Below are 25,648 nucleotides of genomic sequence, written 5' to 3'. Positions count from 1 at the left end.
CGGGGCGAGTCGGGGAGCAATCCCCCGACCCCACTCCCCGCTTACGCCCGCTGTTTCGCCTTCAGCGCGCCCTTCTGCTGGAGGTACTCGGCGATCTGCACGGCGTTCAGCGCCGCGCCTTTCAGGAGCTGGTCGCCCGCGACGAACAGGTCGATGCCGCCGTCGAACACCAGCGACTCGCGGATGCGGCCCACCTCGACGTCGTACTTGCCGCTGGCGGTCAGGGGCATGGGGTACAGCTTGCCTTCCGGGTTGTCGCGCACCTCGACCCCGGCGGCCCCGGCCAGCAGTTCACGCACGGCCTCGGGCGTGGCGGGGCGTTCGAGTTCCAGGGTAATGGCCTCGCTGTGCGTGCGGAGGGTGGGGATGCGCACGGCAGTGCAGCTGATCTTCAGGCTGTCGTCCCCGATGATCTTGCGGGTCTCCCAGGCGACCTTCATCTCTTCCTTGGTGTACCCGTTGTCCTGGAAGGAATCGATGTGCGGAATCACGTTGAAGGGAATCGGGTGCGCGAACACGCTCGCCTGCGCCTGCTCACCGTTCAGTTCGGCGCGGGTCTGTTCCAGCAGTTCCTCCATGCCCTTGGCCCCGGCGCCGCTGGTGGCCTGATACGTGCTGACGATCATGCGTTTCACACCATAGGCGCGGTGGATGGGAGCCACGGCGACCACGGCGATGGCGGTCGTGCAGTTCGGGTTGGCGATGATGCCCTTATGGCTCAATGCGGCGTCCCCGTTTACCTCGGGCACGACCAGCGGCACGTCGTCGTCGTAGCGGAAGGCGCTGCTGTTGTCGATCACGACCGCCCCGCCCTCCACCCATTTGGGGGCCAGCGCCTTGCTGATGCTGCCCCCCGCCGACGCCAGGATCACGTCCGCGTCGATCGCCCCGTCCGGCGTGACCTGCACCGTCAGCGGCTGCCCCTTGAAGGTCAGCTGCGTGCCCGCGCTGCGCGGACTGGCAAACAGGAGCAGCTCATCGAATTGCAGGCTGCTGCCCTCCAGCACCTTGAGAAGTTCGTGCCCCACCGCTCCGGTCGCTCCGACAATCGCTACGCGCATGCTCGTCTCCTTCCCACAAAAAAACCGCCCGGCGTGTCTCGCGGGGCGGCTGCCATCAAGACACCGCCCTCACGGGGTAATGGTGGTCATGACGGCGTTCATGCCCCCCAGCGTAGGCGCTGCCCCTCCGGGGGTCAAGGCTGCCTGCCTAGCGTGAAGGGACCGTGGGAGTCATACGGACTCCGATTGAATGGCTTGCAAAGCCGTTCAATCCGAGCGGATGCGAGAGGGAGAGAAACGGGTTCCGGACGTGGAGCTGGCCATCCGGTGAAGTTCCGGATTGTCAGCGAAACAGACGGAATCCGTATCAGAGGCGCATGGGAGCGCTGCCCACGCCCTGATGCACGCAGGGTCCGGCGGTGGGGACGGTCAGGGTGATGGTCGTCTGATAGATGAGCGAGTTCATGTCGAGCATCCCGCCCCGCCAGACGGTCAGCGTGCCGAACGTCCGGGGTTCGAGGCTCTGGGTGGCGAGCCAGTCCGTCAGGTCGCGGACCTGCGGGCCGCTCAGCTTCAGGCAGGTGCGTCCGGCGCGTCCCAGGAACTCCTGCATCAGGTTCAGTTGCGTCCCGCTGAGGGCGTGCCTGGGCACCGTGATCTTCAGGTCGCGGATGGGCTGTTTCGGCGCGGCGCTCGTGGTGAACGCGAAGAGGAAGTCCGGTTCGGTCAGGCTCCGCAGGATGAACCCGTCATGTCCGGTCTTCCAGATCACTGTGCCGGTCACGGCCACCTGCGCCAGCGTGGTCGGCGCGGCGCCAGTCGGGGCAGGAACAGTCTGGGCCTGGGTGGCAGGCAGGGTCAGCAGGGCAGCCAGAAGCAGGGAACGGGTCATGCCTCACGGTACGCGGCAGGACGGAACGGAGTTGCCGCAGGTGCCCTACTTGCGCCGGCGTAGGAAGCTCAGCCATCCGGCGCGTTCGGGTTGCCGGGCCGGGGCGAAGTCCTCCATCTTGATTTCCGCCTCCGGGTGCGGCGCGGCCTCCCAGCCGTACTCGGTGGCGATCAGGCCGCCGAAGCGTCCGGCGGCGTACAGCGCGTGCGTGCGTTCCTGATCCTCGGTCATGGCGCGTGGGTCGGCCAGCGCCTGCAGCATTGCCTGGAGGCTCTCGTCGTCGCACTGCCACGCGCCCTGCGCGAACACCGCTTCCTTACCGTAAACGCGAATCCTGGCCGACATGCACTCCTCGCAACGTGACGGGGCCGGGGTCCCGCCGCTCAGTTGTCTTGACCCGCCCAGCATAGCGCACGCCGGGCCGCGACCTGCGATACGGATTCCGTTTGTTTCGCTGACAATCCGGAACTTTACCGGATTGCCAGCTCCACGTCCGGAACCCGGTTCTCTCCTCCTCGCATCCGCTCGGATTGAACGGCTTACAAGGCCGTCCAATCGGAGTCCGTATGAGGTGCGCGCGGCCCGGCGTGCGTGAGGATCAGCTGACTTTCTCGCCGAAGCGGCGTTCGTTCCCGGCGTGCAGTTTGCGGATGTTCTCGCGGTGCTGCCACACAATCAGCGCGGCCAGCGCCGAGACGACCAGCGACAGCCACAGCGGCGCGCCCAGCAGGTACGCCGTGAACGCGCCCGTCAGCGCGCCCAGGATGCTGCCCGCCGATACGAAGCGCGTGAGCCACACGGTCGTGATGCCCATCAGGAAGAAGCCCAGGCCCGCCACGGGCAGCAGCGCGCAGATCGTCCCGAACGTGGTCGCCACGCCCTTGCCGCCCTTGAATTTCAGGAACGGACTGAAGTTATGGCCGATCACGGCCGCCACGCCGCACGCCGCCTGCATGGGCGCGTCCAGGCCCAGGGCGCGCGCCAGCCAGATCGCCAGCGCGCCCTTGAGGATGTCGAAGACGGCCACGAGGATGGCCGGGCCCTTGCCCAGGGTTCGCAGGACATTCGTGGAACCGCTGTTGCCACTCCCGACTTTCAGGATGTCCACGCCACGCGTGCGGGCCACCCAGGCCGCCGCCGGAATCGCTCCGACCACATAAGAAATCAGCACCGCCAGCACGGCAAGAAAGGTCACAGTTGCATTCTAGGGCATCCGCGCGCCGCGCATCCGTCCGGGCCGGACGGCACACGGGTCGGCCCCCAGATTTGATTTTCCAGCCCTGACCCGCTAATCTGCTGTGCGCTGGAACGGTGCCCGAGTGGTTGAAGGGGCACGCCTGGAAAGCGTGTGTACGGGCAACCGTACCGAGAGTTCGAATCTCTCCCGTTCCGCCAGCCAGAAACAGAGCGTCGCAGTCGGCCCCAGGCCTGCTCGGCGCTCTTTTCGTTGGGCTCCTGTTGCCTTGCCTGAACGGCCCCCCCACGCCGGGGGGTTTTTTCATTCGCCGGAAATCTTGAACTGCGGGGACTGTTTTCAGGCCGGCGGGGTGACGTATGGTGCCGCTTGCACCTACAACTTCAGTTTCCGGCCGGCGCGCCGTTGCCCGGCCCTGCCCATCCCTGTTCAGCCCGCCGCGCCCCGCTCTGCCCGGAGGAAATCCCGTATGCCCAGATCGTTCCTGTCGTCTGCCGGTCTGCCTGCCGCCCTGATCCTGAGTGCCGCGCTGGCGGCCTGCTCGTCCGCTCCGCAGCCGCAGGGAGCGGCCACCGCTGGCCTCCCGGCGGGGTTCAGTGAGGCGCAGACGGCCCTGCTGGCCGAGGGAGGCGGCCGGGGCGGTGCCCTGAGCGCGCAGGCGGCCGCGTGCCCCACGGCGCTGGCCCTGCCGTTCGGTCAGAGTGGCCTGGATACCGGCGTGTACTGGTACGCCAGGGGCGAGACCGGCAGCCCCGGCGGTGTGGGCTGCAAGGCCCGCGCAGACGGCGCGGCGATCAGCGGGTACTACGATCCCGCCAGGCCCGTGATGCTGTTCGTGCACGGCTGGCAGGACGGCAGTACGGTTGCGGGCGTGCGCGACAACTTCTACTTCAGTGACGGCAAACTGAATGTCGCGGACGCCTGGATCAACGCCGGGTGGAACGTGGCGCTGTTCCACTGGACGCAACTGGCCGATGACGAGGGCACCGGCAGCGTTCCGTACCACTCTCAGGCGAAGATCTGGACGGCCGGGTACTCGTACCGCGACACGCTGGGCCGCACGCAGAACATCGGCATGCGCTACCGCACCCCGACCGGCGCGTACTCGGTGACGGGCGCCCCCACCGTCAGTGCGGGGCAGCTGTTCTACAACGCGTACCGCAGCGCCCTGAGCCAGTGGACGTACAGCGGCGCCGAGGGCGTGCGCGTCATGGGGCACTCGCTGGGCGCGCAGATGGCCCTCGCCATGACCGAGAAAGCCTACGCCGACGCTGCCCTGAGCGCCGCGAAACGCCCCCGGCGCGTGATCCTGGCCGACCCGTTCTGGTCGCCCGCCACCGCCGACTACGGTCACTCGTACGCCTACCTGAGCCCCGACACGAACCCCGCCGCCCGCAGCGCCCGCATCGCGCAGGCCCTGAAAAGCAGCGGCGTGGCCGTCGAATGGATCAAATCCAGCCGCCTGCTCGACCTGGGCGGCGACAACAACCTGAACATGGCGAAGTCCGTCAGCCGCACCGAGGTCTTCCCGGACTACGTGTTCGACCTGAACCCCGCCAGCGGACTGGCCCGCAAGCACGGCGTCGCGCCCCGCTGGTACCTCTGGACCCGCTCGTTCGCCGCGAACGGGGCCGTCAGCGCCGCGAACACCCAGTCGGTCGCCGTGACCCGCATGAACAGCGGCGTGCGCTACGACCAGAGCGGCGGCAAGAGCAGCGCCACGCCCGGCGACGACACCTTCGTCAGCGCCCCCAATCCCTGACCAGCGGCCTCTGACCGGTGGGGAAGAGGGAGTTGACCCTCGCCCCCTGCGGGAGAGGGTGCCCCGAAGGGGCGGGTGAGGGGGCCGGTCACGGGTCAGGCAGCCCGGACCCGCCACGCGCTGATCAGCGGCAGCAGTGCCAGGACGGCGCAGGCTCCGGCCAGCACGGGGAAACCGGCGCGGGCGATGATCACGCCGCCCAGCGCGGTGCCCACGCCCGCTGCGACGTACCCCAGGCCGTCCGTGACGCCCTGCGCGGCCGGGAAGCGGGTCAGGGACTTGCTGCCCGCCACGAACGCGAGGTTCCAGCCGAGGCCCAGCAGGAACATGCTGACGGCCAGCCACGCCGCGCCGCTCAGGGGGGCGCTCAGGGCGGCGGCAGCCAGCAGCAGCGCGCCGCTGACGTAGCCGAAACGCAGGCCCAGGCGGTCGATCAGGGGGCCGGTCAGCCAGCCGAAGCCGAACATGCCCAGGATGTGCCCGCTGATCAGCGCGGCGACCGCGCCGTGATCCATGCCCATGTGGTGCGCCCGCAGCGGCGTGAGGCTCATCAGGGTGACCATCAGGCCCTGCGCGGTGGCCAGGGCCAGCGCAGTGCTGCGCACGCCGGGAATGGCGAAGGCCTCCCGGACCGTCAGTTTCGCGGGGGCAGCCTGGGCAGGCCGCGCGGCGGGCGCAGGGGTGGGGGCGGTGGGGCGCCACAGGCGGATCAGCAGGGCGGCCGCGCCCAGCAGTACGCCGCCGACCAGCCACCCGGCGACTTCCGGGGTGCTGCCCAGCGCCGCGCCCAGGGTCTCGATGGGCCGGGACGCCCCGGTGATCAGGAACGATCCGAGTACGCTCATGAGCATCAGCGCGCCCAGCGCCGTGCCGCGCCGGTCGTCGGGGACGCTCTCGGCGGCGGCGTAGCGGGCCTGCTGGTACCCGCCCTGCGCCGCGCCCATCAGGCACGCGCCGATCAGGAACACCGGCAGCAGCGCGAAGCGGGCGCCCACGAAGCCCACGGCGGCCCCCAGCGCCCCGAGCGTGAAGGCGGCGCTCAGGCCGGTGCGGCGGCCCCGGCGCAGCATCAGCGCCCCGAACGCCCCGGCCGACAGCGCCGCCGACGTGCTGATCAGCGTGCTGGGCAGGCCCACCAGCGTCTCGAAGTGCAGGCCGCTCATGATCAGGCTGGCCAGCACGGTGCTGACGGTGGTCGCGCCGGTCGCCAGGGCCTGCGCGGCGTACAGCGGGGCCAGCTGCCCCACGTTCAGGGCGGGGCGGGGCAGCGCGGCGTCACTCATGCCGGCATGATGACAGCCCCGCGCCGCTCACGCCTCGCACCACTCACGCTGCGCAGCGCTCACGCCTCGCCCTGCGCCTGCCAGCGGGCCTGCACCGCGCCGCGCAGGTACGTGGCGGCGTCCTCGGTGCTGGCGCCCGGCGTGAACACGCGCCCCACGCCCAGTTCCGCCAGGGTGGGCAGGTCCTGATCCGGGATGATGCCGCCCCCGAACACGATGATGTCCTGCGCGTCCTGTTCGCGCAGCAGGGTCATGACCTCCCGGAAGTAATGCATGTGCGCGCCCGACAGCACGCTCAGGCCGATGGCGTCCACGTCCTCCTGCACGGCGGCGTTCACGATCATCTCGGCGGTCTGGCGCAGGCCGGTGTAGATGACCTCCATGCCCGCGTCACGCAGCGCGCGCGCCACGACCTTCGCGCCACGGTCGTGGCCGTCCATGCCGGGTTTGGCGATCAGTACTCGAATTCGGCGGTCCTGTGTCATGTCGTTCCTCCTGCCCCCGTCCCGGCTGACCGGGCGGCGCACACTTGCATTCAGAGGGGCCGGAGGGCGGTTCGCGCCGCACCTCCCGGACCCTAACGGGCGTTTGGTTACCATTCTACGCACCGCCGCGCCCGACTGTCCCGCCCTGCCGTCCTGACCGCCCGTCACCTGCCCATCAGGAACGCGGTGTACAACCCTTCTCATGAGTGCCCTGCTGCCCCTGACCCTGGCCGTCCTGACCTCGCTGCCCGCGCCCACCCCGGCCTCTCCCGCGCTGGTGGGCACGACCTGGGTGCTGCAGACCGTGCAGCCCGCCGGAAGCGCGCCCATCATGCCCGGCGCGCGCCTGACCCGCCCCACCCTGACCCTGACCGGCAGCGGCGCGGAGCTGACCGTGGGCGGCACGACCGGCTGCAGCCCCCTGACCGGCGCGGCCCGCCTGGGCACGGCCGGCCCGCTGAAGACCGCCACGCTGCTGCTGCGCGGCGTGCAGGGCGGTAGCAGCCAGAACTGCACCGACGCCGCCCTGAGCCTGCGCGAGGACTACCTGAACCTGCTGACCCGCGTGACCCGCTCTGAGCTGAGCGGCGACACCCTGACCCTGAGCGCCGGGAAGGGCCGCCTGACCTTCCGCGCGCTGGAGGCCCGTCCCACGGCCCCTGTGAACACCAGCCTGAACGGCGCCTGGACCGCCCTGCGCCTGACCGCCTCGGGCCGTGACCTGCCCACCACGGGCCTGCTGAACGTCACCTTCGACGGGCCGAAGGTCACGCTGGGCGGCGCGGTCGGCTGCAACGCCCTGCGCGGCACCGGGGCGCTGCTGGGCAGTCCGGCCCGCGTGACGTTCGGGCCGGTCAGTTCGACCCGCATGGCCTGCCCGCCCGCCCAGGCGCAGGCGGAAACGGCCCTGCTCAGCCTGCTGCGTGCGCCCCTGACCGTCACGCAGGCGGGCAGCACGCTGACCCTGAGCGGCACCGGCGGCACCCTGACCCTCACGCGCGGCCCCCAGCCCACCGCGACCCCGGCGCCCACTCCGGCCACGCCCGACCCGGCCGCCACGTACACCCTGACCCGCGTGAACGGCGCGCCCGCCCCCGCCACCGCGCGCCCCGTCAGCCTGACCTTCCGGGACGGACGGGTGGGCGGCGTGGACGGCTGCAACAACGTCGGCGCGCCCTACGCCCTGCGCGGCACCGTGTCGGGCGGCACTGTACTGAGCCTGACCGGCCCGGCCTTCACGACCCGCATCGCCTGCCCGGAAACCGGCGTGAACCTGATCGGCCTGCTCGACCGCGCGCCCACCCTGACCGTGCAGGGCGCCGCCGGGCGCGGGCAGACCCTCACCCTGACGGTGCCTGCCACGGCCGACGCTCCCGCCGAACGCTGGGAATTCCAGGCCCGCTGAGGACGGCACATCCACGAGGGCGGCGCTCCATGTTCGGAGGCGCCGCCCTCTCGGTTGTCTGGGGCCGGGCCTTCAGCGGGCCAGCAGGACCGCCAGCGCTGCCAGCGCGGCCGGGACCGTCTGGATGAACAGGATGCGGCGGTTCGCGGTGGCCGCGCCGTACAGACCCGCGACCGCCACGCACGCCAGGAAGAACAGCTGAATGGCCGCCGAACCCGTGATCAGGCCCCAGATCAGCCCGGCTGCCAGGAAGCCGTTGTACAGGCCCTGATTGGCTGCCAGCGCCTGCGTCTGCGCCGCGAATTCCGGGGTGGTGCCGAAGGCCTTCATGGCGCGCGGAGTGGTCCACAGGAACATCTCCAGCACCAGGATGTACCCGTGCAGCAGGGCGATCAGGCCCACCAGAACCGAGGCGATCAGGGTCATGCGCCCAGCTTCCCGATCCGGGCGACCACCCGCTCACGGCCCAGCGTGGCGAGCAGGTCCGGCAGGTCCGGGCTCTCCATGGTGCCCGCCACGGCCGCGCGCACGGGCGGCATGACCTTCCCGAGCTTCAGCCCCTTCTCCTCGGCGAACGCCGCGAAGGCTGCCTTGATGGACGCCGCGTCGAAGGTCGGCAGGTTCTTCAGGGTGGCGGCCAGTTCCGGCAGCAGCTCGCGCGCGCCGTCGATGGCGGCCTGCGCCTTCTCGGTCACCGGGTACTCCTCGGACCAGAAGTAGGGCGTCTTCTCCAGGAACTCGCTGAACACCTCGATGCGCGGCGTCATCAGACGCACCACTGCCCGGAAATAGTCGTCGTGCGGCAGATCCACCTTCTGGTCGGCCAGGAAGGCGTGCAGGCGGCGGGCGACCTCGTCTTCCGAGAGCACCTCGCGCAGGTACTTGCCGTTGTACCAGCGCAGCTTCGCCTGATCGAACACCGGGCCGCCCAGCGTCACGTCAGAGAGGCGGAACACCCGCTCGAACTCGGCCAGATCGAACACCTCCAGGCCGTCCGGGTGCGTCCAGCCCATCGTCGCCAGGAAGTTCAGCATCGCCTCGGGCAGGAAGCCCTGCCCCTGGTACCACTCCACGCTCGTGGGGTTCTTGCGCTTGCTGATCTTCGACTTGTCCGAGTTACGCAGCAACGGCATGTGCGCAAATACCGGCTCCGGCCACCCGAAGGCGCGGTACAGCAGCACGTGAATGGGCGTGCTGGTGATCCACTCCTCGGCCCGGACGACGTGCGTGACGCCCATCAGGCGGTCGTCCACCACGTTCGCCAGGTGGTAGGTGGGGAACCCGTCGGCCTTGAGCAGCACCTTGTCGTCGATCTCGCGGTTCTGGAAGTGAATCGGGTCGCGCAGCAGGTCGTTCACGACCGTCTCGCCCTCACGCGGGACCTTCAGGCGGATCACGGCCGCCTCGCCCGCCTCTACCCGTGCCTGCGCCGCCGCCGGGTCCAGGTCGCGGCTGGGCACGGCGATCACTCGGCCCTCCGCCTGCGCCGCCTCGCGCAGCGCCGTCAGCTCATCGGCCGTCTCGAAGGCGTAGTAGGCGTGACCGCCCGCGACCAGCCCACGGGCGTAATCGCCGTACAGGTCGAAACGCTCACTCTGACGGTAAGGGCCGTTCGGGCCGCCCTGAAGCGGCGACTCGTCGGGCGTCAGGCCCAGCCACGCCATCATCTGGAAGATGCGCTTCTCGCTGTCCGGCACGTAGCGGTTGCGGTCGGTGTCCTCGACGCGCAGGATGAACTTCCCGCCCGACTGGCGGGCCAGGGTGTGGTTGAACAGGCCGATGTACGCGGTGCCCACGTGGGGGTCACCCGTGGGACTCGGAGCAATGCGGGTCACGACAGACATGACGCACAGCATACGGGCCTGCGGGGTCTTCCTGCCTTCCCACACGTCCCGCCGCCCGCCCCCTCGGCTGCCAGGGCCTATGCTGCCAGGGCATGTCCCCGCACCCCGACCCGTCCCCGACCGATCACCCGGCCCCCGCCACACGGCTGACGCAGACCACCACTCGCCTCTTCGGGTACTACCCCGGCACGGTCGCGCTCGTCACGGCCGCGCACGCCGGCACGCGCAACGTCATGGCCGCCGGCTGGCACACGGCCCTGAGCGAAACGCCGCCCCTGTATGGCGTGTCGCTGGGCCGGGAACGCGCCACGTACCCGCTGATCCGCGCGTCCGGCACGTTCGGCGTGAACTTCCTGCCGCTGGACCGCGCGGGCGCCATTCACGGCAGCGGCCTGCACAGCGCCCACGACGGCACCGACAAGCACGCTCTGCTGAACCTGTCCACCCTGAGCGAGCAGCCGCTGGCCCTGAGCGGCGCGTACCTGCACTACACCTGCCGCGTCACGCAGGTCATCCCGGTCGGGGACCACGACCTGATCGTCGGGCACGTGCAGGAGGTCCGCTTCGACCCGGACGCCTTCGACGCGCGCGGCCTGCTCGCCGCCCCGCCCGCCCTGTACCTGGGCCGCAGCCTGTACGCCACCCTGGGCGCCGACCGGCTGGACGCCCGCCCAGACGGGCTGTAACGAACCTCACACCCGCCGACACCGACCTGACGCGCCTCCCCGATGGTCAGGGGCGTGAACCTCTCCGCTTGCAAGTCCGTCCGTCTCGTCCAGGCCCTGCTGCCGCTGCTGCTGACCGGCGCCGCGCACGCCACCTCGTTCAGCGTGGGCGGCGAGATCCGCAACCCCGCCGCGACCCGCGCCCTGGGCAGCGGCGACCTGCGCGTCCTGATGACCAACCTGGGCGGCGGCTGGCTGCTGGGCATGGGCCCCCTGAACGGCACGCGCTTCAACGTCGTGGTGCCCGGCACCTTCCGGCCGCCCGTGCAACCCCTGGACGTCTGCCCCGGCGTGAACGTCACGCCCGCCGGGGCGCGCACGTACACCGCCGAGACGCTGCTGGTCTTCAATCCCGCCACGAACGCGGTCGCCACGCTCGTGCAGGCCGACGCGCCCACCGACCCCGCCGAGCGCGGCCAGTGGATCTACAGCGACCGCACCGTCACCCTGCGCGGCCGCTGCGCCGGCCTGAACACCTACTACGACCTGACCCTGCGCCCCGGCTGGACCGGCGTGACCACCGAGAGCCGCGACGGACGCTTCGAGATCCGCAACGCCCGCCGCAACCTGCCGTACTGGGTGCAGCCGGTCCTGAGCACCGCCGCCCGACAGACCTTCCCGACCCTGTTCAGCGGGCAACGCAGCGCCTTCAACCGCTGAAGGGCCTTCGGTACGCCTAGCGCGGCGCGGCGTCCCGGCCGCGTGGCACGTCCCGCACGCCGCGCCGTCCGAACGAGTGCGCCAGCTCCCGTTCGCTCAGGCGCAGCACGGTCGGACGCCCGTGCGGGCAGGCCCAGGGGTGCTCGCAGGCCGACAGGGCGCGCAGGACCGCCTCGCCGCGCGCGTGGTCCAGCATCCCGGCTTTCAGGGCGGGCGCGCAGGCCAGTCGCGCCAGCACGTCCCGGCGCGGGTCCGGGTGGTCGCCCAGCGCCGCCTCCACGATCTGCTCGTGCAGGCGCGGCACGCCCAGCGCCGCCAGCGTGGCGGGCACGGTCCGCAGCCGCGCCAGTCCCGCCCCGAAATCCTCCAGGGTCAGGCCCCAGCCCTGGAGCGCAGCGGCGCGCTCGTGCAGGCGGGCCGTCTGCTCGGGCGTCAGGTGCAGCAGTTCCGGCTCGGGCAGTTCGGCGGGCGGCTCGGCCTCCAGGGTGCGGGTCAGGTGCTCGAACAGGGCGCGTTCGTGCGCGGCGTGCGCGTCCACGATCCACAGGTCCCCCTCGCCCTGCGCCAGCAGGTACAACTCCTGATACACGCCCAGCAGCGTCAGGGCCGGAAAGGACCCGCTCGCGGCCTCTGCGCCCCCGGCCTCCGCTGGCGGGATCAGCGCTGGGGCTGCCCGCGCCAGCGGATGCGCGGCCAGCGCCGCCGCCACCGCCGAACGCACCCGCGCCGCCACGCCCGGCAGGTCCGCCAGCGCCACGACCTGCTTGGCCGGATGCACGTTCGGATTGTGATCCTCCGGCGCGACCGTCAGGTCCAGCACGCACAGCGGCGCCGCGCCCGCCGGGAGCAGCTCCGCGAAGCCGTCGATCACGGCCCGTTCCAGTTCCGGCGGGGCCAGGACGGGCCGCCCGTTCACGCTGAAATGCATCCGGTCGCGCCGCGCCCGCGTCAGCTCCGGGCGGGACACCACGCCCCGCACGCCGTCAGCCATGACGGTCAGCACCCGGTTCGCGCTGAGCGGCCCGTACACGCTGGCCACCGCGCCCCGGTGATCGCCCGGCGCGTGCGTCAGGCGCACGTCTCCGTCCACGCACAGCCGCCAGTACAACCCCGGATGGTGCAGCACGTACCGGCCCAGCAGCGCCGTCACCTCGCGCACCTCGGCCGCCGCCGGAGCCTGCGTCCGCAGCCGCCCCGGCAGCGCCGCGAACAGCTTCCGTACCGTCACGGTCGTGCCCGCTGGCGCTGACGTGCGCGACACGAGCACCTCGTCCCCGCAGGCCCGCACCTCGCACGCGCCCACCTGCGCCGCCGGACGCGTCACCAGCTGCACCTCGCCCGCCTGCGCCGCCGCCCACAGCGCCTCGCCCCGGAACCCCAGCGTGGTTACCGCGTCCACCGACGCCGCGTCCGGCGCGAGCTTGCTCGTCGCGTGCCGCCGCGCCGCCAGACCCGCCGAGGCCGCCGGAATGCCCGACCCGTTGTCCCGCACCCGCACCAGCTCCAGGCCGCCGCCCTCCAGGTCCACCTCCAGGCGGGTCGCCCCGGCGTCCAGCGCGTTCTCGATCAGTTCCCGCACCACGTCCAGCGGCCGCGACACCACCTCACCCGCCGCGATCAGCCGCGCGACATGAGGAGGCAACACATGAATCGTCATCGTGCTCCGAGGCTAGCGCAGCCGCGCCCCACCAATCCCGCCCCGCACCGCTTTTTCAGGGACGACCGGGTGTTCAGCGTTCGTCCGGCAGCACCTTCCCCGGATTCAGGATATTCAGCGGGTCCAGCAGCGCCTTGACCTCGCGCATCAGGTCCAGCGCCTCGCCGTGCTGCGCCCGCAGGAATCTCCGCTTGTGCAGGCCCACGCCATGCTCGCCGCTGCATGTGCCGCCCACCCGCAGCGTCTCGGCTACCATCCGGTCGTACGTCGCCCCGATCCGCTCCCAGGTGCCCGCGTCACCGGCCGGGGCGTGGAACAGCACGTGAAAATTCCCGTCTCCCACGTGCCCCAGCACGCTCGCGTCCAGCCCGGCCTCCTGAAGCTGCGCCCCGGTGAACGCGATCACGCCCGCCAGTTCATGCAGCGGCACGCACAGGTCCGTACTCAGGAACACCTCGCCCGGATACAGCGCCCGGAGCGCGTAGAACGCCTGATGCCGCGCCTCCCACAACCCCTCCAGTTCCGCCGCGCCGCGCGCCACCTGCACGTCCCGCGCGCCCGCATCCTGGAACAGCTCCGCGCACAGCGACAGCGCCTCCTCCAGCGCCGCCCCGGACGGTCCGGTCAACTCGGCCCACAGGGTCGGCACTTCCGGGAACGCCCGGCCCAGGTGCCGGTTCACGGCCCGCAACCCCTGCGCGTCCATCAGTTCCAGCCGCTCGGGTTGCAGGGCCGCGCCCATCACCCGCGCTGCCGCGTCCGCCGCTGCCGTCACGTCCGGGAACGCCCCACGCAGCGCCGCCCGGTGCGCCGGAAGCGGCCACAGCCGCACCGTCAGCTGCGTGATCACCCCCAGCGTGCCCTCCGCGCCCAGGAACAGGTGCCGCAGGTCGTACCCGGCGCTGCTCTTGCGCGCCCGGCTGCCCAGGCTCAGCACCCGCCCGTCCGCCAGCGCCACCCGCAGCGCCAGCACGTTCTCGCGCGTCGTGCCGTACCGCACGGCCGCCGTGCCGCTCGCGTTCGTGGACGCCATGCCGCCCAGCGTCGCCTCCGCCCCCGGATCCACCGGAAAGAACAACCCGTGCGGCCGCAACGCCCGGTTCAGCTGCGGGTACGTCACGCCCGGCTCCACCACCGCCAGAAACCCGGCCGGACAGACCTCCACGATGCCCGTCAGGCCGCTCAGGTCCAGGCTCAGCGCACCGGGCGGCGGAATCAGCTGACCCTCCAGACTGCTGCCCGCCGCGAACGGCACCACCGGAAAGGCGAACTCGCGCGCCAGCGCCAGCACCTCCACCACGTCGGCCTCGCCCCGCGCGAACAGCACCGCGCCGGGCCGCGCGAACTCCAGCCCGCTCTCGTCGCGGCCGTGCGCGTCCAGCACCGCGCCCGCCGTACTCAGGGACTCCCCGAACGCTTCCCGCAACGCCGCGAGCGCCCCCGCCGACAGCTCAGATTCAGGCATGCCCCACTATGACGTGCCTGTTCCCCGCTGTTCGTCAGGTCTGGGCGGTCAGGGTTGGGCGACCGGCTCTGCGGCCGCGCCCAGTTCGCGTTGCCAGCGGTGCAGGGTTTCTAGGGCCTGCAGGGGCGTCAGGCGGCCGAGGTCCAGCGTGGCGAGTTCGCGCCGGAGGCGGGTGTCGTCGCCCTGCACGCTCAGGGCGCCCAGCAGGCGGGCGGCGCGGGTGGTGACCGCTCCCGGCAGTCCGGCCAGCCGGGCGACTTCCACGCCGTAGCTCTGGCGGGCCGCGCCGGGCACGACCTGATGGTAGAAGGTCAGGCCGCCGCTGCCGGCGGCATCCTCTTCTGCCGCCACGTGCAGGTTGATCAGGCCCGGCAGGTCGGCTTCCAGGCGGGTGAGTTCGAAGTAGTGCGTGGCGAACAGCGTGTGCGCGCCCGCCGCGTGCAGGTGTTCCAGCGCGGCCTGCGCGATGGCGAGGCCGTCCAGGGTGCTGGTGCCGCGCCCGATCTCGTCGAGAATGACGAGGCTGCGGGCGGTGGCGCCGTGCAGGATGGCGGCCAGTTCGCTCATCTCGACCATGAACGTCGAGCGGCCCCCGGCGAGGTCGTCGCTGGCGCCGATGCGGGTGTGAATGGCGTCGTAGACCGGCAGTTCGGCCCGGTCGGCGGGCACGAACGACCCGATCTGGTGCAGCAGGGCGCACAGGGCGGCGGTGCGCAGGTACGTGCTTTTCCCGGCCATGTTCGGGCCGGTCAGCAGCAGGGTGCGCTGGCCCTCGCCGAGGTGCACGTCGTTCGGCACGAACCGCCCGCCCAGGCTGCCCTCCACGACCGGGTGCCGGGCCTGCGTCAGTTGCGTGTGGCCGGACGTGGTGCTGGGCCGGACCCAGCCGCCCAGCGCGGCCATCTCGGCCAGGGCGGCCAGGACGTCCAGTTCGCTCAGGGCGCCGGCGGCGTCGGACAGCGCCTCGGCGTGCGCGGCCAGCGAGTCGCGCAGGTCCGTGAACACCTCCAGTTCCAGGCGTTCGCTCGCGGCGTCCAGGCGGGCGATCTCGCGTTCGCGTTCCCGCAGGTCCGGGCGGGTGAAGCGCGCGCGGTCCTTCAGCGTGGCGATCTGCCGGTAGTCGGCCGGGACCTTGCCCAGGTGCGCGCCCGTCACTTCCAGGTAGTAGCCGAACACGCCGTTGAACCCGACCTTGAGGCTGGGAATGCCGGTGCGGACGCGTTCGCTGACCTCCAGTTCCGCCAGCCACGCGCGGTGCCCGATGGCCGCGCCGCGCAGTTCGTCCAGGCCGGCGTGGAAGCCGTCGCGGATCAGGCCGCCGTCGCCCGCGCGGATGGGCGGCTCGTCCACCAGGGCCGCGCGGATGCGGGTCACGACGTCCGGCAGGCCCTCCAGGCGCGCGCGGACGGTCGCCAGCAGGCCCGACTGGCCGTCCAGCAGCGCCGCCGCCTCGGGCAGCAGGTCCAGCGTGCGCGCCAGGGACGCCACCTCGCGCGGCGTGGCCCGGCGGGTCGCCACGCGCGCCGCCAGCCGCTCCAGGTCGTGCGCTCGGTACAGCAGGGACCGGGCGGCGCCGCGCAGGTCCGGCGCGCGGGTCAGGGCCTCCACGCTGTCCAGCCGGGCGCGGATGCTCACCTCGTCCAGCAGCGGGGCGCGCAGCCACGCCCGCAGGCGCCGCCGCCCGCCGGCCGTGCGGGTGTGGCCCAGCGTGTCGGTCAGGGTGCGGCCCTGCGGGGACTGCGCCGTGAACAGCTCCAGCGCCCGCACGGCCGCGTCCGGCAGGCGCATGTGCGCGCCCGGCTCGAAGCGCACCACGCGCCGCACCATGTCCAGCCGCCCCTGCTGCGTCACGCGCGCGTAGCCCAGCACCGCCCCGCAGGCCCGGCGCAGCGCCGCCGACGCCAGTTCCGGCGACACCTCGCCCAGCACGGTCAGCAGTTCGGTGTGCGCGGCGTCCTCGTCGAAGGTGGCGGGCGAGAGCATCACGGGAAAGCGCGCCTGGAAGTCCGAGAGCAGCGCCGCGTTCCCCGACAGTTCCGGCGCCAGCAGCACCTCCCGCGCCCGCCAGCGCGACAGCTCGTCGTACAGCGCCAGGCGCGTGTGGAACGCCGCGCAGCGGAACTCGCCCGTCGACACGTCCAGCAGCGCCAGCGCGTACCCGTCCCCGGTGGCGACCGCCGCGAGGTAATTCTCGTCCGCGCCCAGGTGCCGCTCCTCGGTCACGGTGCCCGGCGTGAGCAGCTGCGTGACCTTGCGCTCCACCAGTCCGCTGCCGGGTTCCTCGACCTGATCGGCGACCGCCACGCACACGCCCGCCGAGAGCAGCCGCTCCACGTGCCCGTCCAGGGCGCGCAGCGGGATGCCCGCCATGGGCGTACTGAAGTCCCGGCTGCTCTTGTGCGTCAGGGCCAGCCCCAGCAGGCGCGCGGCGCGCTCGGCGTCCTCGCCGAAGGTCTCGTAGAAATCACCGACCTGAAACAGCAGCAGCGCGTGCGGCAGCTGCGCGGCCACCTCGTCGCGCATCCGCACGTACTGCTCCAGCATGGGCGGGAGTGCTCCCGACCCGGTTCCCTTCAGGACGTTCTGAGCCCGCATCCCGCGCAGCATAGCGGCGGCGCGCCCCGCCCGACAGCGGCGGCGGCACAAACGGAGACGCGGCAGGGGAGAGGTGGCCGGACGGCGCAGCGAAAACGCCCGGCGTGACCGGGCGGGAGGGGTGGGGGTGTGCGGTTACTCGTCGCAGCCGAGGGCGCGTAGCAGGTCCAGTTCCGTGATGGGACGGGGCGTCATGGCCGGCGCAGCGGGCTGAACGGGACGACGCAGGAAGAGACGGCGCAGCAATGCAGTCATGAGGGCTCCTGAACTTCGGTGAATCTGATGTAACCCTGACTGTACATGAAGCGATATTCATGCCGCTGTGATGAACCTCACCGTGCGCTGCCGGGCCCGACGTGGTTGACGGCGGGCGGCGCGCTGAACCGTGTCCCGGTTCACCCGCCCGGCGGCGCGGCGCGGCCTACCATGCCCGGCATGGCTTACGATCCCCGCATGAACTACGATCCCGCGCGCAAACTGACGGACGGCGACGTGCAGGACCTGAAACCCGACGGCTGGTACGGCGACGACGGCAAACTGTTCCGCGAATTCGAGTTCGGTACGTATCAGGAAGGCGTGGACTTTGCCGTGCGGGTCGCCGCGCAGGCCGAGGAACGCGGCCACCACCCGGACCTGCACATCTACTTCCGCAAGGTGCGCGTCAACTTCTTCACGCACGACGCGGGCGGCGTCACCCAGGCCGACATCGACGGCGCGCGGGCCGTGGACACCCTGCTGCCCGCCCCGGACACCCAGGCGCAGGCGGCCCAGGATTGAAACTCCGGATTCCTGACGCGGACGTCCTGTGGGACACCCTGCCCGCCCCGCGCCGCCACGAACGGACCCTGCACGTCCAGCCGGGTGACCTCGACGACCTGCATCACGTGAACAACACCGTGTACCTCGCGTGGTGCGAGCAGGTCGCCCGCGAACACGCCCTGCGCCTGGACATGGGCACCGACGCCCTGAGCGCCCTGGGCGCCGTGCCGGTCGCGCGCCAGCACGTCATCACGTACCACCGCCCGGCCGTGCTGGGCGACGCGGTGCGGGTCCGCACGGCCCTGACCCTGCACGCCGGGGTGCGCAGCGTCCGTGCCTACGCCCTGGACCGCGTGAACCCCGCCGACCCCGAGGGTGGCGTGCGCCTCGCCGAATGCCAGACCGAGTGGGTGTGGGTGGACCCCGTGACCGGGCGGCCCAAACGCGCGCCCGAGACGGTCACGGAGCGCTTCGGGTTCAGCGACGCCGTGTTCAGCCGCTGAAGCCAGAGCCGCTGCACCCGGCCGGGCGGCCTACCCCAGGTCGCCCAGCGTCCCGGCGGGCAGCAGCACGGCCCGCGCGGGCGCGCCGTCCACGTCGGTCAGCGGCAGCGGCAGGCAGATCAGGTCGTACCCGCCGTCCGGCACGCCGCTCAGGTTCAGGCCCTCCAGGATCAGGACGCCCGCCTCGCGGCACGCGTGGTGCCCGTCGAGCGTCTTGCTCGTCAGCGGGTCCACGCTGGGGGCGTCCGTGCCGATCAGGGTCACGCCGCGCCGCGCCGCCTCCCGCACGAACGCCGGGGACAGCGCCGTAAAGACCTGCGGGAACTCCAGCCAGTGCGCGGGCTGCCCGGTGTTCAGCAGCAGCCGGGGCGGCAGCGCGTCCGGCAGGCCCGCCAGGGCGTCCGCCCCGACCGCCAGCGGCTCGCCGCGCCCCGACACGCTGATCACCCGGCACGGCCCGATGTACACGCCCAGCGGCACGCCGTCCATCTTCACGCCCGCGTCGTCGTAGTGCCAGGGGGCGTCCACGTGCGTGCCGGTGTGCGTGCTGGTGGCCAGTTCGCCGGTGTTCACGCTGTCCCCCTGCGCGATGCGGGCGCCCGGCGTGACCCGGAACAGGGCGTCGCCGGGCCAGTTGGGATGGCCGGGCGTGAGCTGACGGGAGATGTCGATGGGGTAACGCGGCATGCCCCACCATAACAACCGCCCCCGCCCCCCCCGGCGGCAGCGTCCGGGCGGCGCCCCATTGCGCCCATGACACGCATCCCGGACAATGGGGCATGAACCTGCGGACGCTGGGCGAACTGTCCGTGGAGGGCGTGACCTTCCGCCGCGAGAAGGTGCTGCTGCTGCTGGCGTTCCTGTGCCTGGAGGGACCGCAGCCGCGCCGCCGCCTCGCGGACCTGTTCTGGCCGGACGCGGCGAATCCCATGAACTCGCTCGCGCAGCATCTCGTGCACCTGCGCGGCCTGAGCGGCGCGCTCGGCGAGGACGGCCCGCGCGTCGCCGCCGGCCCGCAGGTCCGCTGCGACGCCACCGATCTGAGCGGAGCCGTGCGCCGCGGCCGCCCGCAGGACGCCGCCGACCTGTACCGGGGCCCCTTCCTGGACGGCCTGACCATCCCGCTCGGCGCGGACTTGGAAGAGTGGCTGTTCGACACCCGCGAGGCCGTCGCCCGCGACGCCCGCACCGCCCTGACCACCCTGGCCGCGCAGGCCGCCGCGCACGGCGAGACCGCCCGTGCCGGGGACCTCGCCGCGCGGGCCCTGACCCTGCCCGGCGCGCCCCCCGCCGACGAACTGGAACTCCCGCGCCTGCACCACCTGCTGACCCTGGCCGGGCACCCGCTGGCCGCGCAGGTGGACCGCGAGGCCCGCACGCTGGGCCTGCACCTGGACGCCGTGCCCGTCACGCCGCCCGCCCCGTTCGCCGGGCGGGAAACCGAACTGGCCGCGCTGGGCGCCCTGCTGCCCGGACAGGTCGCGTGGGTCAGCGGACACGCCGGGATGGGCAAGACCGCGCTGCTGGACGCCCTGGCCCGCACCGGCGGCTGGACGGTCCTGCCGGGCCGCGCGGACCTGCCCTTCGGCACGCTGGCCCCGCTGTGCGCCGCGCCGCCCACCAGCGCCCACGCCGCCCTGAGCGCCCTGCGCGACCCCCAGGTGCGCGTCGCCGTGGACGGCTGGGAGGGCACGGACCCCGGCACGCAGGCCACCCTGACCCTCGCCGCGCAGTCCAGGTCAGGCAAGGCAGACACGCCCGCGCGGCCCGGCGCGGCCCTGCTGATCACGGGCCGCACCCACCCGCCCTTCGACGTGGACCTGCACCTGCACCTGGGACCACTGGAGCCGGGCGACCTGAGCGCCTGGCCGGACCTGCACGTCCGCACGGACGGGCACCCCACCCTGGTCGGCGCGGCCCTGCGCGGCCAGCCGCTGGACCTGCAGTTCGGGGCGCGGGTCCGCTCGTACCCGGACCCGGTGCGCGACACGTTCCTGACGCTCGCCGTTCAGGACCAGCCGAACCTGCGCGCCACCCGCGCCGCCATGAACCTGGGCGCGCAGGACTTCGCGAGGATCCTGTCCTTCCTGACCACCGAGGGCCTGACCACCGAGACGGGCCGCGCCTACGCCGCCGCCGCCACCCGCGACGCCCTGGCGCAGATTCACGTGCACGCCGCCCTGATTCACCTGCAACTCGCCCGCGCCCTGCCCGACGAGGACGCCTGGCCGTTCTACGACCGCAGCCGCGACCTGTGGGAAGACGCGGACGAACGCCGCGCCGCCCGCGCCGCCCGCCTGCGCGCCCACGCCCACCTGAAACGCGGCTACCCCGGACAGGCCGCCGCACTGCTCGACACCCTCGCGCACCTGAGCGAACTGGCCGTTCCGCACGCCTGGGCGCTGATCGGCGTGGGCCGCTACCAGGACGCCCTGACCCGCCTGGACACCCTCAGCCCCCACGACCAGCAGGTCAGCGACGCCCTGGCCGCCCGCGCCGTCGCGCTGGTCTACCTCGGGCGTGCCGACGAGGCAGTGGTACTGGCCGACCGGATCAGCGGCAGCGGCCCCGATGCGGCCCACGCCGCCAGCGTCCGCGCCCACGCCGCCCGGATGCGCGAACAGTGGGACGCTGCCCGCCGTCACAGCCAGATCGCCGCCGATCTCTGGAACCTCCACGGGGACGACGAGGCGCACCTGACCGAGTTGGGCATGGTCGCCCGCGCCCAGGTGGGGCTGGGGGCGGACCCCGGCACCGTCTTCGGGCCGCTGCTGGACCGCGCCCGCGAGATTCCCAGCGCCCGCAGCCGCCTGCTGATGAACTACGTGATGCTGCTGGGCAGCCTCGGCCAGCGCCCGCAGGCCGAGGCACTGTACCCCGCCCTGATGCAGGCCCTCCAGGAGGCCGGCGACACCCTCGGACTGGCGAACGTCCACATCAACCGGGGCGTGGATGCCCACGAGAACGGCCAGCACGCCGAGGCCGCCGCGCATTACCGCGCGGCCATCACCCAGCTGCGCGGTACCGGGAACACCCGCCTGCTGGGCGTCGTCCTGAGCAACCTCAGCGAGATCGACGGCAACCTCGGGGCGTTCGAGGACGCCCTGACCCTGCTGATCAGCGCCGGGCAGCAGGAACTGGTCGCGCAGATCCGCCGCAACGCCCAGCTCCAGACACCGTGAATTCCTGATCATGGCTTGGTCACGACCCACCTGACATGCTGCGCCCCGGAGGGACACCCATGATCCGAACCGCATTCCGCACCCGTCTGCCCGCCCTGCTACCTCTGCTCCTGCTGGGGGCCGTCCAGGCCCAGGTCAGCGCGCCCGCCGTCACGGCCGCCCGCGCCGCCGGGGTGTACCCGCGCGCCGCCGCGCCCGGCGAGACCGCCTGGATCTTCGGGCTGAAGGGCGTGGCTCCGGAAGGCAACCTCAATGTGGGTGGACAGACGACCGGGTACCGCCTCGACCCGGCCAGCGGCTGGCTGGCCTTCCAGGTGCCGAAGGCCGCCGCCGGGGGGCCGCAGACCCTGACCCTGCGCGGCGCCCCGCAGAACCTGAGATTGAACGTCCTGACCGTGCCGACCGGCACCGACGCCCTGATCTACGTGCGTCCCGACGCAGCAAAGACCGTGCAGGCCGAGTACACCCGGCGCCTCCAGGCCCTGGCTGAGACCTGCACCAAAAGCTGCCCGGCAGAGGTGCAGACCGTCCTGAAAAGCCTGGGTGCCCAGCCGTCCCCCGCCCTGACCCCCATCACTGCACCTGTGAAGGGCCAGAGCGTCACGCCGGGACTGGCGGCGCGGGTCACGGTTCCACCCACGCTGGCCGCCCGTGCGCCCCTGGTGAACCTGACCACCCTGAAAGCCGCGAACCTGCCCCAGCTGCTGAACCCGGCCGCGCGCCCCCCCACCGCGCCCACTGACTCCATCTGCTCGGCGCTGGCCGGCACCGTCCCGACGGCCGGGCTTCCGCTGGGGCAGGTGCTGACGCTGCTGGAACTGATCTTCGCCGGAGACCTGCAGACTGATCCCACGCGCGTCGGCTGGCCCAATCAGGCCAAGGAACCTCCCCACGCGAAAACGCCCCCTGCCACCGTGCTCGGCCGCCTCCTGAACTTCAAGGGAGGCAGCGGCAAGGGCGTGACCATCCACATTCTCGACACGGCCAGCCCCACAGAGGACCCCTTCACGTACAGCGGCCAGTACTACAACGTGCCCTTCGCGGATCGCCCCCACCACGGCCGGGCCATCGGAGAGATCGCGCAGGCGGTCGCACCCGGCGCGGCCGTGCAATACCGGCAGGTGTGCGACAAGGACGGCACCTGTGCGACCCTGAAGACCGTGCAGGCCCTGTGCGCCGTCGCGGCCGAGGCCCGGCGCGGCGGGCGGCACGTCGTGAACCTCAGCGTGGGCGGCCCGAACCCCACGCGCGGCCTGGAACTCGCCCTGCGCGAGGTCGCCGCGCTGGGCGTACCGACCGCCGCCAGTTACGGCAACCGCGACGACTGCGCCCGACTGGTCGCCGGGGACCGCTGCAACCATTACCCCGCCGACTGGACCCGCACCTTCGAATTCGGCCTGGCCGTCAATCTGGCGTCCCGCAGCCTGCGGCCCACCATGCTGTTCAGCGTGGCCGGGTGGGACATCGCCGGGGGGCAGCTGGCCACGTACAACCGCGGCGTGGGAAACCCCGGCATCCTGAGCGAGGCGCCCAGCGTGCAGGCCCCCGGCGAATTCTGGCTGGGCGGGTACCCGTACTTCGGCACCAGTTTCGCCGCGCCGGTCGTGAGCGGCGTCCTGGCGAACTGGATGAGCTGCCAGCCCGGCGTGCCCCTGCTGCCGCTGACCAACACGCCCGGCCAGCCCCCCCTCGCAGCGAGCGTCGTGAACGCCTGCCCCTGATCCCCCGCGTTCTTCCGGTGTGACCACCTGCCTGCCGGGCCGGGTGGTCACACCCACTTGACCCCCCCACCGGGTGTGTCGCTACAATGTTCTATGAAACTTCTCACATTCGGCGGAGTGTCAGTCGAGGGCGTCACCTTCCGCCGCGAGAAGCCCCTGCTGCTGCTGGCGTACCTGTGCCTCGAAGGGCCGCAACCCCGCCGCCGCCTCGCCAGCCTGTTCTGGCCCGACGCCGCCAACCCCATGAACTCCCTGGCGCAGAACCTCATCCGCCTGCGCCCCCTGACCGGCGCCGTCCTCGAACACGGCAGCCGCGTCGAGGCCCTGATCCCCAGCGACACCCAGGCCTTCCGCGACCACTGCCGCGCCGCCCGCCCCGCCGACGCCCTGACCCTGTACCACGGCGCGTTCCTCGACGGCCTGACCGCCGACCTGAACCCCGACCTCGAGGAATGGCTGCTCGACACCCGCGAAACCCTCGCCCGCGAAGCCCGCGCCGCCCACCTGAGCCTCGCCGAACACCACCACGCCCGCGCCGACCACCCCGCCGCGCACACCCATGCCGAACGCGCCTACCACACCCCCGGCGCACCCCCCTGCGACCCCGAAGACCTCCAGCACCTCTGGCAGATCCTCGGGCACACCGACCACCCTCTGATCCTCACCCTGCGCCGCGACGCCAGCGACCTCGGCCTCGCCCTGCCCGCCCCCACGCCCCCCCTGCCCACCTCCCCCCTGATCGGCCGAACCGCCGAACTCGCCGCCCTGACCACCCTGCCACCCGGACAGATCGCCTGGATCAGCGGCCCCCCCGGCATCGGCAAGACCGCCCTGCTCTCCGCTCTCGCCCATCACGGCTGGCGCGTCCTGCCCGCCCGGGGCGGCCCGCCCCTCGCCACCCTCGCACCCCTCAGCGCCCACCCACTGGGCAGCGCCGCCGATGTCCTGAACCTCCTGCGCGACACCCGCCTCAAACTCGCCCTCGACGACTGGGAGGACATGGATGACATCACGCGCGCCGCCCTCACCCTCGCCGCCCGCCAGCACCCCGGCGCGACCATCGCCATCACCGCCCGCCAACCCCCCGCCCTGCCCACCCACCACCACCTGCCCCTGCACTCCCTGACCGAACACGACCTGCAGGGCCACCCCGGCGCGCACGCCGCCACCGGCGGCCACCCCACCCTGCTCGCCTCATACCTGAACGGCACCCCACCCGACCGCACCCTCGACGCCCACCTGACCCTCCTCGGCCCAGATCACCGCCGCCTGTTCCTCGCCCTCGCCGCGCAGGACGCCCCCAACCTGGCCGCCACCCGCGCCGCCCTGAACTTCACCCCCGCCATCCTGGCCGCCACCCTGGACACCCTCACCTGCGAAGGACTCACCACCCCAGGCGGCACCCTCCGCGCGAGCACTCCCGCACGGCAACTCCTCGACGCGCACCCCCTTGACACCGCCCTGACGCACCTGCACCTCGCCCGGCACCACCCCACGGACACCGCCTGGCCACACTGGCTCGCCGCCCGCGACCTCTGGGAAGACCACGACCACGCCCCCTGCGCCGCCGCCGCCCACTGGCACGCCGACCAGCAGATGAAAAGCGGCCACCCGGTGAAGGCGGCCAGAACGCTGGAAGTCGCCCCGCAGACCGACGCCGTGAACCTCCTGCGAGGCTGGGCGCAACTGAGAACCGGCAACGCCACCGCCGCGCAACGCATCGTGGACGACACGCACCCCGCTCCGCCCCACCGCCCCCGACCCTGGCAGATCCTGGCCGCCGCCTGCGCCCTGAAACTCGGCCACCTGAACGTCCTGCGCGAACTCTTGGACACCCTGGACCACACCGGCGCCCCCCCCGAAGCCCGCACCGTTCACCTGCGCGGCATGCTCGCCCTGCGCGAAGCGCGGGACGCCGAAGCCAGAACCCTCTTCCGGCAGGCAGGCCTGCGCTTCCGCAGCGAAGGCCTGCCCGGCGACGCCGTCATCGCAGAATCCCTGGTCGCCATGCTGAACGTCAGGCAGGGCCAGTCCGTCCACGCCGCCTTCAGGGACGTCCTGCACGCCTCACGCCCATTCCCCCGCGAACGCGTACACGTCCTCACCAACTACGTGTACTCCCTGACCGCCACCCACGCCCCCGACACTGACGTGAACGCCGCCTACGAAGAAACCGTCACCCTGGCCGAACAGACCAACGACCTCGAAGGGGGCGCCGCCGCCTGGAACACCTGGGGCGTCCACGCCCACCTCGCCCGCGATTACGAACAAGCCGCCCACCGCTACCGCCGCGCCCTGCACCTCGTCGAGGGCACCGGCAACCTCAGACTCCACGGCCTCATCCAGAGCAACCTCAGCGAACTCACGGACGACCACGCCCAACTCGCCGCGACCCTCGACCTCCTGAGCGGCGCAGGCCACGACACCCTCAGTCAGACCATCCAGAACAACATCCTGCGCTGAACCGCCACCCCCTGACCGAAAAGGAGTCACGCCCCGGTCACGCCTCACATG

General features: G+C 72.3%; 21 protein-coding genes and 1 tRNA gene. 10 read left to right on the top strand and 12 right to left on the bottom strand.

Annotated features, from left to right (window positions below; genetic code table 11):
• Positions 1-41: 41 nt before the first annotated feature.
• The 4 genes from BXU09_RS02510 to plsY form a co-directional block, all read right to left on the bottom strand.
• Positions 42-1,061 carry an aspartate-semialdehyde dehydrogenase gene (locus BXU09_RS02510; RefSeq protein ID WP_078300407.1) on the bottom strand — a complete coding sequence of 340 codons (1,020 nt, stop codon included), beginning with the start codon at positions 1,059-1,061 and terminating at the stop codon, positions 42-44.
• Positions 1,062-1,368: 307 nt separating this feature from the next.
• Positions 1,369-1,893, bottom strand: coding sequence for a hypothetical protein (locus BXU09_RS02505; RefSeq protein ID WP_078300405.1), 525 nt, complete (start codon positions 1,891-1,893; stop codon positions 1,369-1,371).
• A 45-nt stretch (positions 1,894-1,938) separates the two neighbouring features.
• Positions 1,939-2,238 carry a hypothetical protein gene (locus tag BXU09_RS02500; RefSeq protein ID WP_078300403.1) on the bottom strand — a complete coding sequence of 100 codons (300 nt, stop codon included), beginning with the start codon at positions 2,236-2,238 and terminating at the stop codon, positions 1,939-1,941.
• A 253-nt stretch (positions 2,239-2,491) separates the two neighbouring features.
• The gene (gene plsY, locus BXU09_RS02495; RefSeq protein WP_078300401.1) at positions 2,492-3,088 is read right to left on the bottom strand and encodes a glycerol-3-phosphate 1-O-acyltransferase PlsY; all 597 of its coding nucleotides are present in this window, start codon (positions 3,086-3,088) and stop codon (positions 2,492-2,494) included.
• Positions 3,089-3,198: 110 nt separating this feature from the next.
• On the opposite strand from plsY, the gene BXU09_RS02490 reads away from it, so the two are divergent.
• Together BXU09_RS02490 and BXU09_RS02485 are read left to right on the top strand one after the other, a co-directional pair.
• A tRNA-Ser gene (locus BXU09_RS02490) sits at positions 3,199-3,288 on the top strand.
• A 269-nt stretch (positions 3,289-3,557) separates the two neighbouring features.
• The gene (locus tag BXU09_RS02485; protein WP_078300398.1) at positions 3,558-4,850 is read left to right on the top strand and encodes a hypothetical protein; all 1,293 of its coding nucleotides are present in this window, start codon (positions 3,558-3,560) and stop codon (positions 4,848-4,850) included.
• Positions 4,851-4,945: 95 nt separating this feature from the next.
• Here BXU09_RS02485 and BXU09_RS02480 read toward each other — a convergent pair whose 3' ends face one another.
• Complete coding sequence (locus BXU09_RS02480; RefSeq protein ID WP_078300395.1) at positions 4,946-6,133, bottom strand: MFS transporter; 1,188 nt, start codon at positions 6,131-6,133, stop codon at positions 4,946-4,948.
• 59 nt (positions 6,134-6,192) lie between these two features.
• Positions 6,193-6,618 carry a cobalamin B12-binding domain-containing protein gene (locus BXU09_RS02475; protein WP_078300392.1) on the bottom strand — a complete coding sequence of 142 codons (426 nt, stop codon included), beginning with the start codon at positions 6,616-6,618 and terminating at the stop codon, positions 6,193-6,195.
• Positions 6,619-6,820: 202 nt separating this feature from the next.
• On the opposite strand from BXU09_RS02475, the gene BXU09_RS02470 reads away from it, so the two are divergent.
• Complete coding sequence (locus BXU09_RS02470; RefSeq protein WP_078300390.1) at positions 6,821-8,023, top strand: META domain-containing protein; 1,203 nt, start codon at positions 6,821-6,823, stop codon at positions 8,021-8,023.
• 72 nt (positions 8,024-8,095) lie between these two features.
• Here the strand turns inward: BXU09_RS02470 and BXU09_RS02465 are convergent, their stop codons facing one another.
• Positions 8,096-8,449 (bottom strand): DUF1304 domain-containing protein, encoded by a 354-nt coding sequence (locus tag BXU09_RS02465; RefSeq protein WP_078300388.1) that lies wholly within the window; start codon positions 8,447-8,449, stop codon positions 8,096-8,098.
• Positions 8,446-9,867: a glutamate--tRNA ligase gene (gene gltX, locus BXU09_RS02460; protein ID WP_078304623.1), complete on the bottom strand. Its 1,422-nt coding sequence runs from the start codon at positions 9,865-9,867 to the stop codon at positions 8,446-8,448. The genes BXU09_RS02465 and gltX overlap by 4 nt, the downstream gene beginning before the upstream one ends.
• 92 nt (positions 9,868-9,959) lie before the next feature.
• On the opposite strand from gltX, the gene BXU09_RS02455 reads away from it, so the two are divergent.
• Positions 9,960-10,553, top strand: a complete 594-nt coding sequence (locus BXU09_RS02455; protein ID WP_078300387.1) for a flavin reductase family protein — start codon at positions 9,960-9,962, stop codon at positions 10,551-10,553.
• 54 nt (positions 10,554-10,607) lie between these two features.
• Positions 10,608-11,252: a hypothetical protein gene (locus tag BXU09_RS02450; protein ID WP_144011940.1), complete on the top strand. Its 645-nt coding sequence runs from the start codon at positions 10,608-10,610 to the stop codon at positions 11,250-11,252.
• A 16-nt stretch (positions 11,253-11,268) separates the two neighbouring features.
• Here the strand turns inward: BXU09_RS02450 and mutL are convergent, their stop codons facing one another.
• The 3 genes from mutL to mutS form a co-directional block, all read right to left on the bottom strand.
• A complete protein-coding gene (gene mutL / locus BXU09_RS02445; RefSeq protein ID WP_078300384.1) occupies positions 11,269-12,909 on the bottom strand; it encodes a DNA mismatch repair endonuclease MutL in 1,641 nt (546 codons plus the stop codon).
• A 73-nt stretch (positions 12,910-12,982) separates the two neighbouring features.
• The gene (locus BXU09_RS02440) at positions 12,983-14,374 is read right to left on the bottom strand and encodes an FAD-linked oxidase C-terminal domain-containing protein (protein WP_078300382.1); all 1,392 of its coding nucleotides are present in this window, start codon (positions 14,372-14,374) and stop codon (positions 12,983-12,985) included.
• 48 nt (positions 14,375-14,422) lie between these two features.
• Complete coding sequence (gene mutS, locus BXU09_RS02435) at positions 14,423-16,969, bottom strand: DNA mismatch repair protein MutS (RefSeq protein ID WP_078304620.1); 2,547 nt, start codon at positions 16,967-16,969, stop codon at positions 14,423-14,425.
• A 435-nt stretch (positions 16,970-17,404) separates the two neighbouring features.
• Here mutS and BXU09_RS02430 point away from each other — a divergent pair, with 435 nt between their 5' ends.
• Together BXU09_RS02430 and BXU09_RS02425 are read left to right on the top strand one after the other, a co-directional pair.
• Positions 17,405-17,746 carry a 4a-hydroxytetrahydrobiopterin dehydratase gene (locus BXU09_RS02430; protein WP_099749007.1) on the top strand — a complete coding sequence of 114 codons (342 nt, stop codon included), beginning with the start codon at positions 17,405-17,407 and terminating at the stop codon, positions 17,744-17,746.
• Entirely contained in the window at positions 17,743-18,231 is a 489-nt protein-coding gene (locus BXU09_RS02425) for a thioesterase family protein (protein ID WP_078300381.1), read from the top strand. Before BXU09_RS02430 ends, BXU09_RS02425 begins: the two co-directional genes overlap by 4 nt.
• Positions 18,232-18,261: 30 nt before the next feature.
• Here the strand turns inward: BXU09_RS02425 and BXU09_RS02420 are convergent, their stop codons facing one another.
• Complete coding sequence (locus BXU09_RS02420; protein WP_078300379.1) at positions 18,262-18,918, bottom strand: cyclase family protein; 657 nt, start codon at positions 18,916-18,918, stop codon at positions 18,262-18,264.
• A 92-nt stretch (positions 18,919-19,010) separates the two neighbouring features.
• Here BXU09_RS02420 and BXU09_RS02415 point away from each other — a divergent pair, with 92 nt between their 5' ends.
• The 3 genes from BXU09_RS02415 (at position 19,011) to BXU09_RS20835 (ending at position 25,597) form a co-directional block, all read left to right on the top strand.
• Positions 19,011-21,413, top strand: coding sequence for an ATP-binding protein (locus BXU09_RS02415; RefSeq protein ID WP_078300378.1), 2,403 nt, complete (start codon positions 19,011-19,013; stop codon positions 21,411-21,413).
• A gap of 59 nt (positions 21,414-21,472) precedes the next feature.
• Positions 21,473-23,134, top strand: a complete 1,662-nt coding sequence (locus BXU09_RS02410) for a S8/S53 family peptidase (protein ID WP_078300376.1) — start codon at positions 21,473-21,475, stop codon at positions 23,132-23,134.
• A 93-nt stretch (positions 23,135-23,227) separates the two neighbouring features.
• A complete protein-coding gene (locus BXU09_RS20835; protein WP_078300375.1) occupies positions 23,228-25,597 on the top strand; it encodes a bacterial transcriptional activator domain-containing protein in 2,370 nt (789 codons plus the stop codon).
• Positions 25,598-25,648: the final 51 nt, after the last annotated feature.

Source organism: Deinococcus sp. LM3 (genome assembly GCF_002017875.1).
In the GTDB taxonomy this organism is placed as follows: Bacteria; Deinococcota; Deinococci; order Deinococcales; family Deinococcaceae; genus Deinococcus.
The sequence above is the reverse complement of the archived record's forward strand: the minus strand, read 5'-3'. Positions and strand labels throughout refer to the sequence as shown.